The organism is Flindersiella endophytica (genome assembly GCF_054779015.1).
On the sequence record NZ_BAAGYY010000019.1, the window covers coordinates 370,613 to 385,818 of the forward strand.

At 71.0% G+C, this 15,206-nt stretch carries 16 protein-coding genes; 8 read left to right on the forward strand and 8 right to left on the reverse strand.

All coding sequences use genetic code 11. The features are described 5' to 3' along the window. Positions 1-50 precede the first annotated feature (50 nt). Positions 51-782, reverse strand: coding sequence for a membrane protein insertase YidC (gene yidC / locus ACYVF6_RS22360; protein ID WP_460524385.1), 732 nt, complete (start codon positions 780-782; stop codon positions 51-53). Between the two features lie 48 nt (positions 783-830). Further along, positions 831-1,061, reverse strand: coding sequence for a DUF6412 domain-containing protein (locus ACYVF6_RS22365; RefSeq protein ID WP_460524387.1), 231 nt, complete (start codon positions 1,059-1,061; stop codon positions 831-833). Positions 1,062-1,133: 72 nt separating this feature from the next. On the opposite strand from ACYVF6_RS22365, the gene ACYVF6_RS22370 reads away from it, so the two are divergent. Genes ACYVF6_RS22370 through ACYVF6_RS22380 form a run of 3 tightly spaced genes read left to right on the forward strand, consistent with a single transcriptional unit; the run spans position 1,134 to position 6,714 of the window. Next, a complete protein-coding gene (locus ACYVF6_RS22370; protein ID WP_460524389.1) occupies positions 1,134-4,247 on the forward strand; it encodes a BTAD domain-containing putative transcriptional regulator in 3,114 nt (1,037 codons plus the stop codon). A gap of 46 nt (positions 4,248-4,293) precedes the next feature. Then, a complete protein-coding gene (locus tag ACYVF6_RS22375; RefSeq protein WP_460524391.1) occupies positions 4,294-5,484 on the forward strand; it encodes a Rossmann-fold NAD(P)-binding domain-containing protein in 1,191 nt (396 codons plus the stop codon). A gap of 54 nt (positions 5,485-5,538) precedes the next feature. Then, a complete protein-coding gene (locus ACYVF6_RS22380; protein WP_460524393.1) occupies positions 5,539-6,714 on the forward strand; it encodes an MFS transporter in 1,176 nt (391 codons plus the stop codon). On the opposite strand, the gene ACYVF6_RS22385 is transcribed toward ACYVF6_RS22380, so the two are convergent. Together ACYVF6_RS22385 and ACYVF6_RS22390 are read right to left on the reverse strand one after the other, a co-directional pair. Then, positions 6,709-7,560, reverse strand: coding sequence for an alpha/beta fold hydrolase (locus ACYVF6_RS22385; protein ID WP_460524396.1), 852 nt, complete (start codon positions 7,558-7,560; stop codon positions 6,709-6,711). The genes ACYVF6_RS22380 and ACYVF6_RS22385 overlap by 6 nt on opposite strands. A gap of 57 nt (positions 7,561-7,617) precedes the next feature. Next, on the reverse strand, positions 7,618-8,139 hold the full coding sequence (locus ACYVF6_RS22390) for a hypothetical protein (protein WP_460524398.1): 522 nt from the start codon (positions 8,137-8,139) through the stop codon (positions 7,618-7,620). A 50-nt stretch (positions 8,140-8,189) separates the two neighbouring features. Here ACYVF6_RS22390 and pip point away from each other — a divergent pair, with 50 nt between their 5' ends. The 3 genes from pip (at position 8,190) to ACYVF6_RS22405 (ending at position 11,296) form a co-directional block, all read left to right on the forward strand. Then, on the forward strand, positions 8,190-9,137 hold the full coding sequence (gene pip, locus ACYVF6_RS22395) for an alpha/beta hydrolase family protein (RefSeq protein WP_460524400.1): 948 nt from the start codon (positions 8,190-8,192) through the stop codon (positions 9,135-9,137). Between the two features lie 180 nt (positions 9,138-9,317). Then, positions 9,318-10,439: a DNA glycosylase AlkZ-like family protein gene (locus ACYVF6_RS22400; protein WP_460524402.1), complete on the forward strand. Its 1,122-nt coding sequence runs from the start codon at positions 9,318-9,320 to the stop codon at positions 10,437-10,439. Then, positions 10,436-11,296, forward strand: coding sequence for an MBL fold metallo-hydrolase (locus ACYVF6_RS22405; protein WP_460524404.1), 861 nt, complete (start codon positions 10,436-10,438; stop codon positions 11,294-11,296). The genes ACYVF6_RS22400 and ACYVF6_RS22405 overlap by 4 nt, the downstream gene beginning before the upstream one ends. Here ACYVF6_RS22405 and ACYVF6_RS22410 read toward each other — a convergent pair. Further along, complete coding sequence (locus ACYVF6_RS22410; protein WP_460524406.1) at positions 11,289-11,774, reverse strand: GNAT family N-acetyltransferase; 486 nt, start codon at positions 11,772-11,774, stop codon at positions 11,289-11,291. The two genes, ACYVF6_RS22405 and ACYVF6_RS22410, sit on opposite strands and share 8 nt — an antisense overlap. 514 nt (positions 11,775-12,288) lie before the next feature. Then, positions 12,289-12,516 carry a hypothetical protein gene (locus ACYVF6_RS22415; RefSeq protein WP_460524408.1) on the reverse strand — a complete coding sequence of 76 codons (228 nt, stop codon included), beginning with the start codon at positions 12,514-12,516 and terminating at the stop codon, positions 12,289-12,291. A 110-nt stretch (positions 12,517-12,626) separates the two neighbouring features. Here ACYVF6_RS22415 and ACYVF6_RS22420 point away from each other — a divergent pair, with 110 nt between their 5' ends. Further along, complete coding sequence (locus ACYVF6_RS22420) at positions 12,627-13,391, forward strand: hypothetical protein (RefSeq protein WP_460524410.1); 765 nt, start codon at positions 12,627-12,629, stop codon at positions 13,389-13,391. On the opposite strand, the gene ACYVF6_RS22425 is transcribed toward ACYVF6_RS22420, so the two are convergent. After that, positions 13,381-13,587 (reverse strand): hypothetical protein, encoded by a 207-nt coding sequence (locus tag ACYVF6_RS22425; RefSeq protein ID WP_460524412.1) that lies wholly within the window; start codon positions 13,585-13,587, stop codon positions 13,381-13,383. The genes ACYVF6_RS22420 and ACYVF6_RS22425 overlap by 11 nt on opposite strands. A gap of 121 nt (positions 13,588-13,708) precedes the next feature. Here ACYVF6_RS22425 and ACYVF6_RS22430 point away from each other — a divergent pair, with 121 nt between their 5' ends. Next, the gene (locus ACYVF6_RS22430; RefSeq protein ID WP_460524414.1) at positions 13,709-14,098 is read left to right on the forward strand and encodes a VOC family protein; all 390 of its coding nucleotides are present in this window, start codon (positions 13,709-13,711) and stop codon (positions 14,096-14,098) included. Between the two features lie 41 nt (positions 14,099-14,139). Here the strand turns inward: ACYVF6_RS22430 and ACYVF6_RS22435 are convergent, their stop codons facing one another. Next, positions 14,140-15,147: a phosphotransferase family protein gene (locus ACYVF6_RS22435; protein WP_460524416.1), complete on the reverse strand. Its 1,008-nt coding sequence runs from the start codon at positions 15,145-15,147 to the stop codon at positions 14,140-14,142. Positions 15,148-15,206 lie beyond the last annotated feature (59 nt).

Consider the following 15,206-nt stretch of genomic DNA (forward strand, 5'->3'; position numbering starts at 1 on the left):
CTAGATCGAACGGATGTGCGTGCACCTATTCTGGCGCGAAGGACCGGCAGTTAGGCGGAACGACCCGCCCAAGCCCAGCGTTCGACCGTGCTCCAGGCGGTGCTCGTCAGCAAGTAGAGCGCGGCTGCCAGCGGGGCGAACGCGGCCGCCAGCAGTGTGCCGTACGCCAGGAACGGTGTCACCTTCGTCATGGCCGCGACACCGGGAACCGTCTCCAGCTCGGGTCCCGGCGGCGGCATCAGCTGCCTGGTCAGGCGCGCCGACCACCAGGCTACGACCGCGATCAACACGAAGACCGCGAGGTAGACCAGCAGGTCGGGACTCACCAGTATGCCGGGCAGGCCGGCCAGGAACCGCCCGCCCAGCGGCAGGCCGAACAGCGTGTGCGTGAGCAGCAGGTTCGTCGTTCCTCCGATCATCGGAGCGGTGAACAACCGGTACAGCACCGCGACGACCGGTGCCTGAGCGAGCATCGGCCAGATACTCGCGAACTGGGAGACACCGTGCGTGCGGCGCAGGTCGGCCAGCTCGCGCAGCAGCCGGCCGGGATTGCTCGCGTGCTGTTTGCGCAGCTCGAGCTCCTTGGGCCGCAGCGCGCGCTGGGCGTTGGCGCTGCGGATGGCCATCCGGCTGAGCGGCATCAGCAGGAGCCGGACGGCGACGGTGCAGATGATGATCGCGGCGACCGTGGAGCCGTCGCCGAGCAGGGGAGTGAGGAACGAGGCGATCGCCGCGACGCCGGATCCGGCGAGCGCGACGACAGAGTCGATGACGGACAGCATGAACGAGCCCTTTCGCGCGGAAGGAAGAGAGTGAGAACGGCGAGTGCGTCAGTGCGCGGAAGGGGCTCGGGAACGCGGGCGGCCGGGTGCGTCAGGGCTGAGCTGAACGACCGGCACCAAGCCGTACGACACCGGCTTGAGCAGGCTGGTCGGGCCGGAGCCGCCGTGAGTGGGTCTGGCGGAACGGCCGGCGGCCAGGCGGACGAAGAGCATGGCGAGCAGGCCGGCCATCGCGGTCAGCGCGAGGAGCCCGGCCGGGTCGAGCAGCGACCACACCATGCTCCCAGCCTATGCGCACGGCTCGAGGAGGTGGGGCCGCGCTCGCCGCGAGCTTCGGCCAGAATCAGCGCTGTGCGGTTCGGGATCCTCGGCGAGACCTCTGTGTGGCACGACGACGGCAGCGAGCTCGCGCTCGGCGGCCCGGCCCGGCGAGCCCTGCTGGCGCTGCTGCTCGCCCGGGCCGGCCACGTCGTCACGACCGACGCGCTGATCGACGACCTGTACGGCGCCGGCCCGCCGTCCGACGCGGGCCACGCGCTGCAGTCCCAGGTCTCCCGCCTGCGCCGGCTGCTCGGAGACACCGCGCCGATCGAACGCACCGCCGCCGGCTACCGCCTGGCCGTCGACCCCGAAGCCGTGGACGCGCATCGCTTCGAGCAGTTCGCCGACCAGGGCCGGGAGGCGCTCCGGCGCGGAGACCACAGGCTCGCGGCCGGACTGCTCCGCGAGGCCCTCGCGCTGTGGCGCGGCGCCGCCCTCGCCGACGCCACCGAGGCGCCGTCGGTCCAGGCCTGGATCACCCGGCTGGACGAACGCCGCCTCGGCGCGCTCGAGGACCGGATCGAGGCCGACCTGTTGGTGGGGGAGCACCGCGCGGTCGTACCCGAGCTCCAGGACCTGGCCGCCCAGCACCCTCTGCGCGAACGGTTGCGCGGCCTGCTCATGCGCGCGCTGCACGCCGACGGCAGACCGGCCGAGGCGCTCGTCGCGTACGAGGAGATCCGCCGCCTGCTGGCAGATGAGCTCGGCACCGATCCATCCGAAGAGCTGGCCGCCATCCATCAGGCGCTGCTGCGCGGCGACCAGCCGCACCAGCCGCGATCGCTGCCGGCCCAGTTGACGAGCTTCGTCGGCCGGGCGGAGGACCTGGCGAAGGTCGCCGAGTTGCTCGGTACCACCCGGCTGGTCACGCTGTTCGGTCCCGGAGGTTCCGGCAAGACCCGGCTGTCGATCGAGGTCGCGAGCCGGGCGCCCGATGCCTGCCTGGTGGAGCTGGCTCCGTTGCGCGACGGCTCCGACCTGCCGCAGGCCGTGCTGTCCGCGCTCGGCCTGCGGGAGAGCGGTGGCCTGCAAGCGGGCCTGCCCGCCGTCACGGCCGTCGAGCGCCTGCTCACCGCGCTGAGCGACCGGCCGCTGCTGCTCGTACTCGACAACTGCGAACACGTCGTCGCCGCGGCCGCGGAGCTCGCGGACCGGCTGCTGGCCGGCTGCCCGAAGCTGCGCGTACTGGCGACCGGCCGCGAGCCGCTCGGCCTCACCGGCGAGCACGTCTGGCCGGTACGACCGCTCGAGCTGTCCGCCGCCGTCCAGCTCTTCACCGAACGCGCGACCGCCGTACGTCCCGGTTTCGACCTGTCCGCCGGGGAGACGGGCCTCGCCGAGCGGATCTGCGAGGCGGTCGACCGGCTGCCGCTGGCGATCGAGCTCGCGGCCGCGCGGGCGCGTACGTACGACCTGGCCGAGATGGCCCGCCGGCTCGACGACCGGTTTCGCCTGCTGTCCAAGGGCAGTCGTACGGCCGGCGAACGGCACCGCACGTTGCGCGGCGTCGTCGCCTGGAGCTGGGACCTGCTGCCGGAGGCCGAACGCGCGCTGGCCAGGCGGCTCACGGTGTTCGTGGGCGGAGCGACCGCGGCCGCCGCCGAGCAGGTCTGCGGCCTCCCCGATCCGGAGGATCTGCTGGACTCCCTGGTCGACAAGTCCCTGCTGGAGCTGGTGAACGGGCGCTACCGCATGCTCGAGACGATCCACGCGTACGGGTCGGAGCAGCTGGAGCAGGCGGGGGAGGCGGCCGCGTATCGACGAGCACACGCGGAGTACTACCTCACGCTGGCTCAGGAGGCCGACCCGTACCTCCGCGGCGAGGAGCAGCTGACCTGGCTGGCCACGCTCGCCGGTGAGCACTCGAACCTGCAGGCCGCGTTGCGCCGCGCGGTCGACGGGGGCGCCGTCGAGCTCGGGCTGCGCCTGCACGGCGCGATGTCCACCTACCTCTGGATGCGCGGAATGCGGACGCAGGCGATGGAGCATGCCGTCGCGTTGCTGGACCAGGTGGGCGAACAGCTGCCGGCCGAGCTCGCGGAGGAGTACGTCCTGTGCGCGCTGGCCGTCGCTCCCAGCGCGACCGGGCGGTCGATCTGGGACCGCCACCGGGCATCCGCGGAGGCCGCCGTGACCAGCCTGGACCAGCCGCGCCGCTATCCGGTCCTGACGTTCCTCTGGCCGATGGTCAACGCCAGCGAGGGAAATCCCGAGGTCGCGCTCACCGTGATCCGGCGCGGCCAGGCGAGCGCCGACCCGTGGGAGCGCGCTGCCGCACACCTGATCTGGGGCTATCCGCACCTGGCCGGTGGTGAGTTCGCCGAGGCCGAGCGGGAGTTTCGCCTGTCGCTGGAGGGATTCCGGGCGCAGGGTGACCGCTGGGGCACCGCGCTCGCGCTGGACGCACTGGCCGGCCTCGCCGACGTGTGCGACGACCGGCTCGCCGCGATCGCGTACGCCGACGAGGCTCTCGTCCTCTGCGAGCAGATCGGCGGTGGCGAGGACGTCGCCGACCTGCTGTGCAACCGCGGCGACTTCCGCCTGCGTACGAAGGATCACGTAGGCGCGCGAGCCGACTACGAGCGAGCCGCGGAGGTCGCCCGGGCGGCCGGCAGCTCGACGTTCCACGCCGCGGCGCTGCGCGGGCTGGCCGACATCGCCCGGCTGGAAGGGGATCGGTCGGCGGCTCGTGACCTCTACGAGGCCGCGCTGAACGGGCTCGAGCCGCACTGGGTACGCGGCATCGGTCACCAGGTCAGCGCCGCGATCGGCCTCGGCAAGCTGGCCGAGACCTCCGGCGACGTGGACGAAGCTCGCAGCCGTTACCTCGAGGCAGTCGAGCTGGCCGTCCACGCCGGGCCGCTGGTGCTCGCGGCCGGGGCGTTCGAAGGACTGGCGAGCCTGGCACTCACCGACGGCGAGCAGACCAAGGCCGCGATGCTGCTCGGTGGTGCCCGGGCACTGCGCGCGGTCGATGCCCCCGACGAGCCCGAGCTGGCTGCCCGCATCGAAGCGGCGCTGGGCGCGTCGTCGTACCGCAGCGCGTACCAGACCGGCGCGCGGCTCGGCCCGGGCGAAGTGCTCCGGCTGGCCGGCCTGTCCAGCGAGGCGATCGAGAGCTCACCGCGCGACGGCCTGTGGTGAGCGAGCGGTGAGCTCCCGGTGAGCCCGTCCGGACAGGCTCACCGGCATGAACACCGACACCAGCAAGAACATCCTGATCTCGGGCGCGAGCGTTGCCGGCCCGGCCCTGGCGTACTGGCTGCGGCGCCACGGCTTCAACCCCACGATCGTCGAGCGGGCGCCGGCTCTGCGGGACGGCGGCTACGCGGTCGACTTCCGCGGCTCGGCGCACCTGTACGTGCTGGAGCGGATGGGGATCCTCGACGAGATCAAGCAGGCCGCGACGCACATGGGCGCGACGGCGTACGTCAACGCCGAGGGCAAGCAGCTGGCCACGATGCCGGAGGACCTGTTCAGCGGCGATGTGGAGATCCTGCGCGGCGACCTGGCACAGATTCTCCACGACCTGACCAAGGACTCTGTGGAGTACATCTTCGACGACTCGATCACCGCGCTGTCCGAGGACGAGACTGGTGTGTGGGTGGAGTTCGAACGTTCGGAGCGGCGGCGGTTCGCGGTGGTGGTCGGTGCGGACGGGCTGCACTCGAACGTACGGCGGCTGGCGTTCGGGCCGGAGTCGGACTTCGTGCGCAACCTCGGCCTGCACTGCGCGATCTTCACCACGCCGAACCTGCTCGATCTCGACTACTCCGGGCTCGCGTACAGCACGCCGGGCAAGCTGGTCGGGAGCTACTCCGCGCGGGCGAACACCGAAGCCAAGGCGATGTTCTACTTCGGGTCGTCGGACCTGACGTACGACCGGCGGGACATCGCGCAGCAGAAGGCGATCGTGGCCGCGGCGTTCGAGGGCGTGGGCTGGGAAACACCGCGGCTGCTGGCCGAGATGGACGCCGCGACGGACTTCTACTTCGACTCGATCAGCCAGGTGAAGATGGACACCTGGTCGCGCGGGCGGGTCGTGCTGCTGGGCGACGCCGCGTACTGCCCGTCGCCGCTGTCGGGCATGGGCACCGGGCTCGCGATCGTGGGCGCGTACGTTCTCGCGGGCGAGCTGGCGGCCGCCGGTGGCTCGCACCAGGCGGGGTTCGCGGCGTACGAGGCCGCGATGCGGGACTACGCCACCGGCTGCCAGCGGGTCGGTGAGGGCGTGGGGAAGTGGATGGTGCCGGAGAACCGGTTCATGGCATGGTTCCTCCGGCAGAACTACAAGGTGCTGCCATACCTCCCGTGGAAGGGCCTGATGGCCAAGGGGATTCGCAAGACGGCGAGCGCGATCGAGCTGAGGACCTACGGGTGACGGTACGGTCGGCGTGGTAGCGCTAACACGATGTCGGCGGAGGGAAGAGGGCGGATGAGCGAGGCCGTGCGGCCGGTGGCCGAGGATGCGCGCACAGTGCGTCGCGCGCGATTCGCGGTGGCCGCGGTGTTCTGCGTACACGGCGCGGTGACGGGCTCGTTCGCGACGCGAGTGCCGTGGATCCAGGAGCACGCCGGGGTGAGTGCCGGACAGCTCGGCGTGGCGCTGGCGTTCCCCGCGATCGGTGCGGCGCTCGCGATGCCACTCGCCGGGCGGATCAGCCACCAGCTGGGCACCCGGCTGGCGCAGCGGGTCCTGCTGGCCGGCTGGACGCTCGCGCTGATCCTGCCGTCGCTCGCGCCGAACCTGGTCGGCCTGTGCCTGGCGCTGTTCGTCTACGGCGCGACGTCCGGCATGGCCGACGTGGCGATGAACGCGCTCGGCGTCGAGATCGAGAACCGGCTGGGCAAGTCGATCATGTCGGGGCTGCACGGCATGTGGAGCGTCGGCACGCTGGTCGGGTCCGCGGTGGGGGTGCTGGCGGCTCACCTGGGTACGAGCGCGCAGTTGCATCACCTGGTGGCGGCCGTCGTGCTGACTGTGGTGGGGCTGGTCGTCTGCCAGGGCGTGCTGAACCTGCGGCCGTCGGACGACGAGGAGGCGCCGCCGCGGTTCGCGCTGCCGCCGAAGTCGGCGCTGCTGATCGGTGCCGTCGGGTTCTGCGCGGTGTTCGCGGAAGGGGCGGGGCTGGACTGGTCGGCTGTGTACCTGCGGGACGTGCTGTCGTCCTCGGCTGCTGTCGCCGCGGCCGCGACCACGTTCTTCACCTTGACGATGGCCGTCTCGCGGATCGTGGGCGACGGGCTGGTCGACCGCTTCGGGGCGGTGCCGACGGTCCGGGTCAGCGGTGTGCTCGCGACGCTCGGTGGCGTGCTGGTGGTGGCCGCGTGGCACCCGCTGGTGGCGATGCTGGGGTTCGCGCTGATCGGCTGGGGGATCGCGGTGGTGGTGCCGCTTGCGTTCGCCGCGGCGGGCCGGAAGGGACCGAACCCCTCGCAGGCGATCGCCGGTGTTGCCACGGTGACGTACACCTCCGGGCTGGTCGCGCCGTCGCTGATCGGCGGCATCGCCGAGGCGTCCAACCTGATGGTGTCGTTCGGCGTGGTGGCGGTGCTGGCGTTCGGGGTGGCGGTGTTCGCTCAGGTGCTGCGGCCGAACGGGAAGTCATAGCGTGCGCTGGAAGAACTCGAGCGCGAGGTGGGCGAACTCGAGGTAGCGCACCTTGGGCCAGGCGGAGTCCGGCTGGTCGTTCCAGTTGTGGTACCCGCCCTCGATCGTGACGAGCCCGGCCGGTGCGCCGGCGGTCGTGAGCGCCTGGTGCAGCCGCTGGGCCTGGCTGTACGGCACGGTCTCGTCGAGTGTTCCGTGGGCGATCAGGAACGGTGGTGCGTTCCGGTTCCTGTCGACGTGGATTGCCGGTCTGGCGAGCCGTCGTAGTTCCGGCTGCTCGGCGCGGGTGCCGCCGAACAACTGGCACAGGACCGGATGGTCGCTGTCGCAACCGGCGTCGAGGAAGTCCGAGTGGGCGCTGGCGATCGCGGCCGCCTGCACACTGCTGGATCCTGACGGCGTTCCGGAGTCGCCCTCGAGCTCGGGCAGGTCGCCGGTGACCGCGGCGAGCGCCGCGAGGTGACCGCCCGCCGAGTGTCCCCAGATCCCGATCCGGTCCGGGTCCAGCTGGTATCGCTCGGCGTTGGCGCGTAGCCAGCGGATCGCGGCCTTCACGTCGTGGAGCTGCGCCGGGAACGTCGCGTCGCCGGAGAGCCGGTAGTCGACGCTGGCGGTGACGAAGCCGTGGGCCGCGAGCAGCGCGCACCAGTACGTCGGCCCGCCTTCCCGGCCGCCCGCGTACCAGCCGCCGCCGTGCAGCCAGATGGTCGCGGGTCGTGGAGTCTTTGCCGGCTCGCTCGGGGCGATCAGGTCCAGCAGTAGTGGCTCGTCGCCGGCCCGTCCGTACTCGAGTCCGGGCAGCAAGGTCAGCGGCACCTGCCGCTCGATGGGTGGGATGAACAACATGCCGTCCAGTCCACCCGCCGGCGGTGGCGGTGGCCAGAGCGACCGGCGGAGTTTCTGCTACGGCAGTGGCAGCCAGCCCTGCGCGGTGATCAACGGGACCAGCTCGTCCTGGTCGGCGAGGAGGGTCCGGTAGATCGTGCGGTGGTAGTGCTTGCGCAGCAGGAGCTCCCGGGCCGCTTCCTCGCCCAGCAGGTCGGCCAGGCTGACGTACTCCAGCGAGTTCACGACGAGGTGCAGGACGTTCGAGAACGCACTGCCGCATCCGGCCGGCGGCTCGACCGGCAGGTCCGGGTAGCGCCGTCCGAGCTCCTCGAAGATCGGCGGCCTGTCGCCGGGCCAGGCGACGTACCAGTGCAGCTGCTCGTGCACGTACGCGGAGAGCAACTCCTCACCGGAGTACCTGGCGTTGAGCGTCAGCACCGGATGGCTGTGCGGCACCCTCGCTCGCTCGTCGATCCGTACGTGGGCGGTGTGCAGCCAGCGATCGAGTGGGTACTCCCGCAGGAGCGCCGCCAGGCACTGCTCGGTCCGCGCCTCCGCGCCCGTGCCGTTCACGAGCTCGATCGCCGGCAGCGTCATGGGCCTTATTGTCGCGCGGATCGGGGCGTGGCTCGCTAGGTTTCTTCCTCGTGCACTCACCCACTGAGCCGTTCGATCGCGGCCTGCTCGACGTCGGCGACGGGCACGAGATCTACTGGGAGGTCAGCGGCAACCCGGCCGGACAACCTGCGATCTACCTCCACGGCGGGCCGGGCGGCGCGCCCGCCGGCAAGGGCTGGCGGAGCTTCTTCGACCCCGAGACGTATCGCATCCTGCTTTTCCATCAGCGGGGTTGCGGGAACAGCCGGCCGTTGGCCAGCGATCCGGACGCCGACCTGAGCGTCAACACCACCTCGCACCTGGTCGCCGACATCGAGGCGCTCCGCACGTTCTTCGGCGTCGAACGCTGGACGATGCTCGGACTGTCGTGGGGCACCACGCTCGGGCTGGCGTACGCCGAGACTCACCCCGATCGGGTCAGTGGCCTCGTGCTCGGCCTGGTCACCCTCACCACCCGCCGCGAGGTCGACTGGATGACCCGCGACCTGCGACGACTCCACCCCGAGGAGTGGGAACGCTTCGCCGCGATCGTGCCCGCATCTCTTCAGGGCTTGCCGATCGTCGACGCGTACGCCGAGCTGCTCGCCGATCCCGACCCGTACGTACGCGACCGGGCGGCGCATGAGTGGATCGCCTGGGACCACACGCAGATGGGCAATCCGCCGTCCGCGAGGTACCACGACCCGGACGTGCGGCTCGCGTCCGCCCGGCTGATCACGCACTACTGGCGCAACTCCGGCTTTCTCGACGACGACCAGCTGCTGCGAGACGCCGGCCGCCTCGACGGCATACCCGGCGCGATCGTCCAGGGCGCGCACGACGTGAGTTGCCCGCCCGACCTGGCCTGGGATCTCGCCCAGCGGTGGACCACCGCCGAGCTGACGATCGTGGACGCCGGCCACGGCCACAGCCGTACGACTCCGGACGCGTTCCCGGCGGCCGTGACCGCGGCGCTCGACAGGCTTCGGCTCCCCTAGACGATCTGTTCCAGGGGGTCGCCTGACGCGCGACGCCTGGCATCCACGCTGGCTGCGTTGTCGTCGATCGCCGGAGGCCCCTCCTGGTTCCTCCTCCGGCTGTGCCCATCCCCACGAACGGCGCCATGCGCCGCGCGCTTGACCGGCGACCCCTTGGAACAGATCGTCTAGCCTTGGCGCATGACGGTGCACGAGCTCCCGCGGCAGGACGCGCGGCGGATCGCGGTCCGGGCGCAGCTGCTGGACAAGCCCAGGCCGGCCGATCTGCTGACGGTCGTACGCCGGCTGACGTTTCTGCAGCTCGACCCCACGGCCGCGATCGCGCCGAACGCCGATCTTGTGGCGTGGACCCGGCTCGGATCCTCGTACTCACCGAAGGACCTGGTGCAGGCACTCGAGGACCGCACGCTGATCGAGCTGGGGGCACTGATCCGTCCGGCGGAGGACATCGCGCTCTACCGCGCCGAAATGGAGGCCTGGAAGGTCCCGGTCGAGGAGGCTGTGGGCCTCCGCGACTGGCAGGTGCAGCGCCGCGAGTGGGTCCGGGCAAACGACGCCTGCAGGCGCGACATCCTCGCCCGGCTCGAGGCGAACGGCCCGCTGCAGTCTCGTGAGTTCCCCGACACCTGTGCGGTCCCCTGGGCGTCCACCGGCTGGACCAACAACAAGAACGTCACGCAGTTGCTGGGGTTCATGGCAGCCTCCGGCGACGTCGCGATCGCCGGCCGGGTGGGTCGCGAACGGCTGTGGGACCTGGCCTCCCGGATTTACCCCGACGACCCGGTCGTGCCGGCGGAGGAGGCGGAACGCAGGCGCGGCGAGCGACGGCTGCAGGCGCTCGGCATCGCCCGGGCCAAGGGACAGGCGATCCCGGTCGAGCCGCTCGATGTGGGCGAGGTCGGCTCGGAGGTGCGGGTCGAGGGCGTCAAGGGCGACTGGCGCGTCGACCCGGCAGCACTCGACCAGCTCGGACAGCCGTTCACCGGCCGGACCGCTCTGCTGTCGCCGTTCGACCGGCTGATCCACGATCGCAAGCGGGCGATCGAGCTGTTCGACTTCGACTATCAGCTGGAGATGTACAAGCCGGCGGCCAACCGTCGCTGGGGCTACTTCGCGTTGCCGATCCTTCACAAGGACCAGCTGGTCGGCAAGCTCGACGCCATCGTCGATCGGAAGGCCGGTGTGCTCCGGGTCAACGCGATTCACGAGGACGTCCCGTTCACCAAGACCGTCACGACCGCCGTCCACCGGGAGATCAGGGACCTGGCGCGCTGGCTCGAGGTCGATCTGGTCATGCCATGATCCACCGCTTCTCGATCGGGCGGCTGTCCTGTGTCGTCATCAGCGACGGGCAGCCGGAGCCGCCGTTGGAACCGGAGCTCGCCGACTTCTTCACGCCGGACTCCGGTGTGCCGGCCGCGGCCTTGCGTGCTGCTGCCGAAGCCGAGGGGCGTACGACGTTGACGTGTGGATACAACTGCCTGCTCGTCGAGACCGCGGACGGCGTGGCGATCGTCGACACCGGGCTGGGCGCGCGGTTCCTTGGGTACGGGCCGTACATGGAGCCGCTGGTCGGCAAGCTCGGCGCCGGCCTCACGCAGGCCGGCACCGCGCCGGACCAGCTCGCCGCTGTGGTGTTCACGCACCTGCACCAGGACCACGCGCGTGGTGCGGTCTGGCCCGGTGAGCCGGCCTTCCCGGCGGCGGTCGCGTACGCCCACGAGGCCGAGGTCGCCTACTGGTCGGCCTCGCCGGCCGAACCCGGGGCGGCGCCGCATCTGGAGTCCGCCCGCGAGGCGATCCGGCTGTTCGGTGAACGGCTGCACCCGTTCGAGGCTGGTAGCGAGATCCTGCCGGGCGTGCGTGCGGTCGACGCCAGGGGGCACACGCCGGGGCACACCGCGTACCTCCTGGAGTCACGCGGCGAGCGGCTGCTGTGTGTCGGCGACCTGTTCTACGATCGGCTGCAGCTGCGTCATCCCGGCTGGCGCACACCCTGGGACCTCGACGTGGAGGCGTCCGTAAGCAGCCGTCGTGCCCTGCTGGCCTGGGCGACCGACGAACGGGTGCTCGTGCACGCCTATCACCTGCCGTTCCCCGGCCTCGGGCGGATCGAGCGCCACGGCGACGGTGCGTATGCGTGGACGCCGGTCAGCTGACGCCTGCGCGGGTGGGCGCGAGCGCGGCCACGTAGATCGCGGCCGGATTGCCGGGTTGCCAGCCTGGCAGGGGATCGATGGTGTCGACCTGGACGAACCCACTGTGCTCCCAGAACGCGCGGGTCGCGTCGTACGGCGCGTAGCCTGCGCTGCCGTCGAGCGTCTTGACCTCGACGACCCGCAAGCCGTCGTTGGCGAGCTCGCCCAGCGCCCGGTCCACAACGCCGGTCGCGACACCGGTGCGATGCGCGTCCGGCGCGACGGCGAGCCACAGGATCTCCGCGGCCTGCCGCGAACGTCGTTCGACCACGGCGAAGCCGATCACGGTGTCGTCGCGTACGGCCACCCACGCGGCATGCGTACGCAGGTCGGCCTCGACCTTCGCCGGCACGTCGTCGGTGAAGTAGTCCGGCAGGGCACGCACGATGCCCACGCAGGCAGGGATATCGGCGGGTTCGGCGCGGCGCACGGTCTGCATCCCCCCATCCAACCCGATCCCGCTTGAATGGATCCGAGTCCGTCCGCTGTCCGGTCCGGCATGTGCTCGGCGACTCGGCCGCCGGATCGGTCATCGACGCCACGACGGCGAGTCCGGGTGTGTAAGCCGCCGCGCCTGGCCTGGCAACGGCTGTCCGCTTCGGCGGGATCGGGCACACGTCATTTGCAGGGCAGCGCGGGACAGGTTCGCGGAGGAGCTGGCGGTGTTTCCTGGACGATCCGCCGCCGCTGCCGGGCTGCCGAGCGGTGCGCACGTGGCCGGCGGTCAGCTGGACTGCGGTGCCCAATAGCTGGTCAGCAACGCAGTGAGCCTTCTGCCTTTGGAGGACCGGATTCTGGCTCGCCGTCAGGTCGCGAGCGCGTCGGCGGCCGTGCCTTTGCCGGCTCGTCAGTCCCCGTATCATCGCGTGGTTCGGTCTCCGGGCTCGCGGCAAGCTTCGGCAGACCATCCTTTGTCAACGCGGGCGGACCCAGCCTCGCCGAGCACATCCGGGTCACGCCTCAGTCGCCACGCGCCGTCCGCCGCGCCATTTCGCGACGTACGGCAGGACGAACATGTACAGCCCCGAGAACAGCATCAGGCCCAGCGGCGGCAGCGGCGTGTAGAGCACCCACAGGGGAGGTTCTGCCTGCGCGATCGCGACGAAACTGGCGATGACGGTCGCCGTGAAGATGATGGCCAGCCAACGGTGTACCTGCCTGATGGTCTTGCTCCAGTTCATCTGGACCTCCTCGATGCGGAACCGCGGATCTCTATGGCAGTCACGCTAGGTCCGGTCCGGCGGCCGGCGCTTCTCGATTCCTGACCGGTTGCGCTGGCTAGGGTGACGAGGTGATCGACGCAGACCCGGCCGACCGGCCCGCCCTCGCCGCGACTGTCCACGATCCGCACGGTCACTTCCTCGACGGCCTGCGGAGACTCGCCGATCCGTTACGTGAGGTCTTCCACGGCATCGGCGTCCTGGCGACGACGGCGACGTCGAACGCCGTCGTCTCGTTCCTCGAGAACGAGCTCGGCGCCGCGGTCGGCCGGGCGGAACCTGCTGCCGAACGCATCGGCACCCACCGCAGGGAGGCGGTCCGGCTGGCGACGACGTTCGAGCCGTCCGTCGTCCTGCATGCCGACCTCGACCACGCACTGCGCTGGATCGAGACGGATCCCGCCGAGCTCCGGCAGCATCTCGCGGAGCTGCCGGCCGACTTCGTTGTGATCGGCCGGACCCAACGCGCGATGGACGCCTGCCCGCGCCGCCTCCGCGACACCGAGGCGATCGTCAACCACGTCTACCGGCTGGCCACCGGGCGCGCCTGGGACCTGATGTTCGCCACCCGGGCGATGTCTCGCAAGGCCGCCGCCGTCATCGTGGAGCACGGCGCCGAAGACTCGATCGCCAACGACGTCGAGTGGCCCTTCGTGGCCGAACGCATGGGCCTCAGCGTCGCATACCGCGAAGCACACGGCCTGTCGTACCGCATCACCGCCGATTTCGACACCGACGCCGACCGCCACGACGACGACCCGCTCGCGTGGGTCACGCGGGTCGAGCTGGCGAACCTGCACGTCCAGACGCTCAAGCGGCTGCTCATCACGGGGTGACGACGATGCGTTCGGCGCCGTTGGCTTGCGTCCAGGCGGTCTCGATGTCGGCGAGCGGGACGGCTCGTGCACAGATCTCGAACGTGCCGGCAGCGATCTTGGCGGCCAGGCGGCCGACGGGATGGCCGCCTGGCTGAGGGGACGTGGTGGCCGGCGAGGCGGCCGAGCTGATCGATCCGATGACGCACAAGCTCAACGCGGCCCGAACGCAGAAGGCTCACGGCGTTGCTGACCAAGCTCCTGTAACCGCCGTCGGCCGGCCACCCGGAACGTATACCTGGTTGCGGTCGCATGCCGTGGGTTCGTACGTTTCGGGCATGCAGATCGTCGTGACGCTGGACTGTGTGGACCTCGAGGCGCAGGCGGAGTTCTGGCTCGCCGCGCTGGCGCCGCTGGGGTACCGGCGTGCCTTCGACGCGTCGCCGTACCTCAGCCTGACGACGCCAACTTCTGGGCCGACCCTGCTGTTGCAGCGCGTTCCGGAGACGAAGCAGGGCAAGAACCGGATGCATCTCGACCTCGACCTGGATCTCGACATCGAAGGCCTGGCGGCCGAAGTCGAACGGCTGGAACGGCTCGGCGCCCGGCGGGTGTCCGGCGAGCTGTACGAGGTCGGTCACCGGTGGGTCGTGCTGACCGACCCGGAAGGCAACGAGTTCTGCGTGTTCGTACCGCCGTCGCGCGCCGGTCGTCCAGACCGCGGGTAGCGGCGGCCCGGACGACCGGCTGATCACGTCGATGGCTGAGGTCAGAGCCGGTCGATGGCGTCACGCAGGAGCGCGTCGCGGCGTGCGGTCACCGCGGCCGCGTCGAGCGGTCTTCCCTCGTCGTCGCGGCCGGGCCAGCCGTCGAGGACGGTTTGCGTGTTGAGCGCGGCCACCGCGTCCCAGTAGGCCACGTGGGTGGCCCGCCGGCCGGCCTCGCGCTCCCACCCATCGGTGACGTAGTCCCGCCATTGCCGGCCATACGTGAGCGCCATCTGGAACCGGAAGCCGCCGAGGTCGACGCCGGGATTGCCGGCGCCGGAGTCCTTCCAGTCGATCAGCGCGAGGAACGTGTCGCCGTCCCACCGCGTGTTGCCCCACCACACGTCGCCGTGGACGAAGCCGACCGGCTCGTCCGGCCGGCCGTACTCGCGCAGGCAGTCGTCGGCCCACAGCAACAGCGGCGTCGACAGCGGCTGGTTCACCCAGCCGCGGACCCCTTTGGCGGGTATGCCGGACCACTCGCACAGCGAGTCGACGACGTTGTCCTTCTGGTCGTCCGGACACGCGCGATAGAGCGTACCCCACCGGCGCATGCGGGCATGGTCGTCGGCCGACGTGGGGCGGTGGCGCAGCGGCAGGTCGGGACGCGGCTCGAGCGGAATCTTGTGTACGCGGGCGAGTGCGGCTCCGGCTGCGCGCAGGTGTGCCGCCGTTATGTGATCCGGCAGCGTGCTGCTGCCGGGCAGTGCGGTCTCGAGGGTGACCGGTACTCCGGCGGTGCGGCCGTCGAGGTCGGCGGCGAGCAGTCGCGGAGCCGGCAGCCCGTGCTCCTCGGCGTATCGCAGCGCCGCCGCGCCGGTGGCGATCTGCTCCGGCCCGATCCGGCCGGCGACCCGCAACACCACGTTTCGGGTGTGGCCCGGCTCCTCGACGTGCAGCAGCCACGGGCCACGGCCGACGTTCAGGCTCTCGACAGAAAGCACGGTCGCGTCCGGATGGAGTGCGCGGCTTGCCCAGGCCAGGGCGGCCTGGCTTGGCAGGTGAGTCATCTTCGAAGGTCCCTTCGACAGCGGATGTGTACGAAGGGGAGCGGGGATCAGGCGCTCGA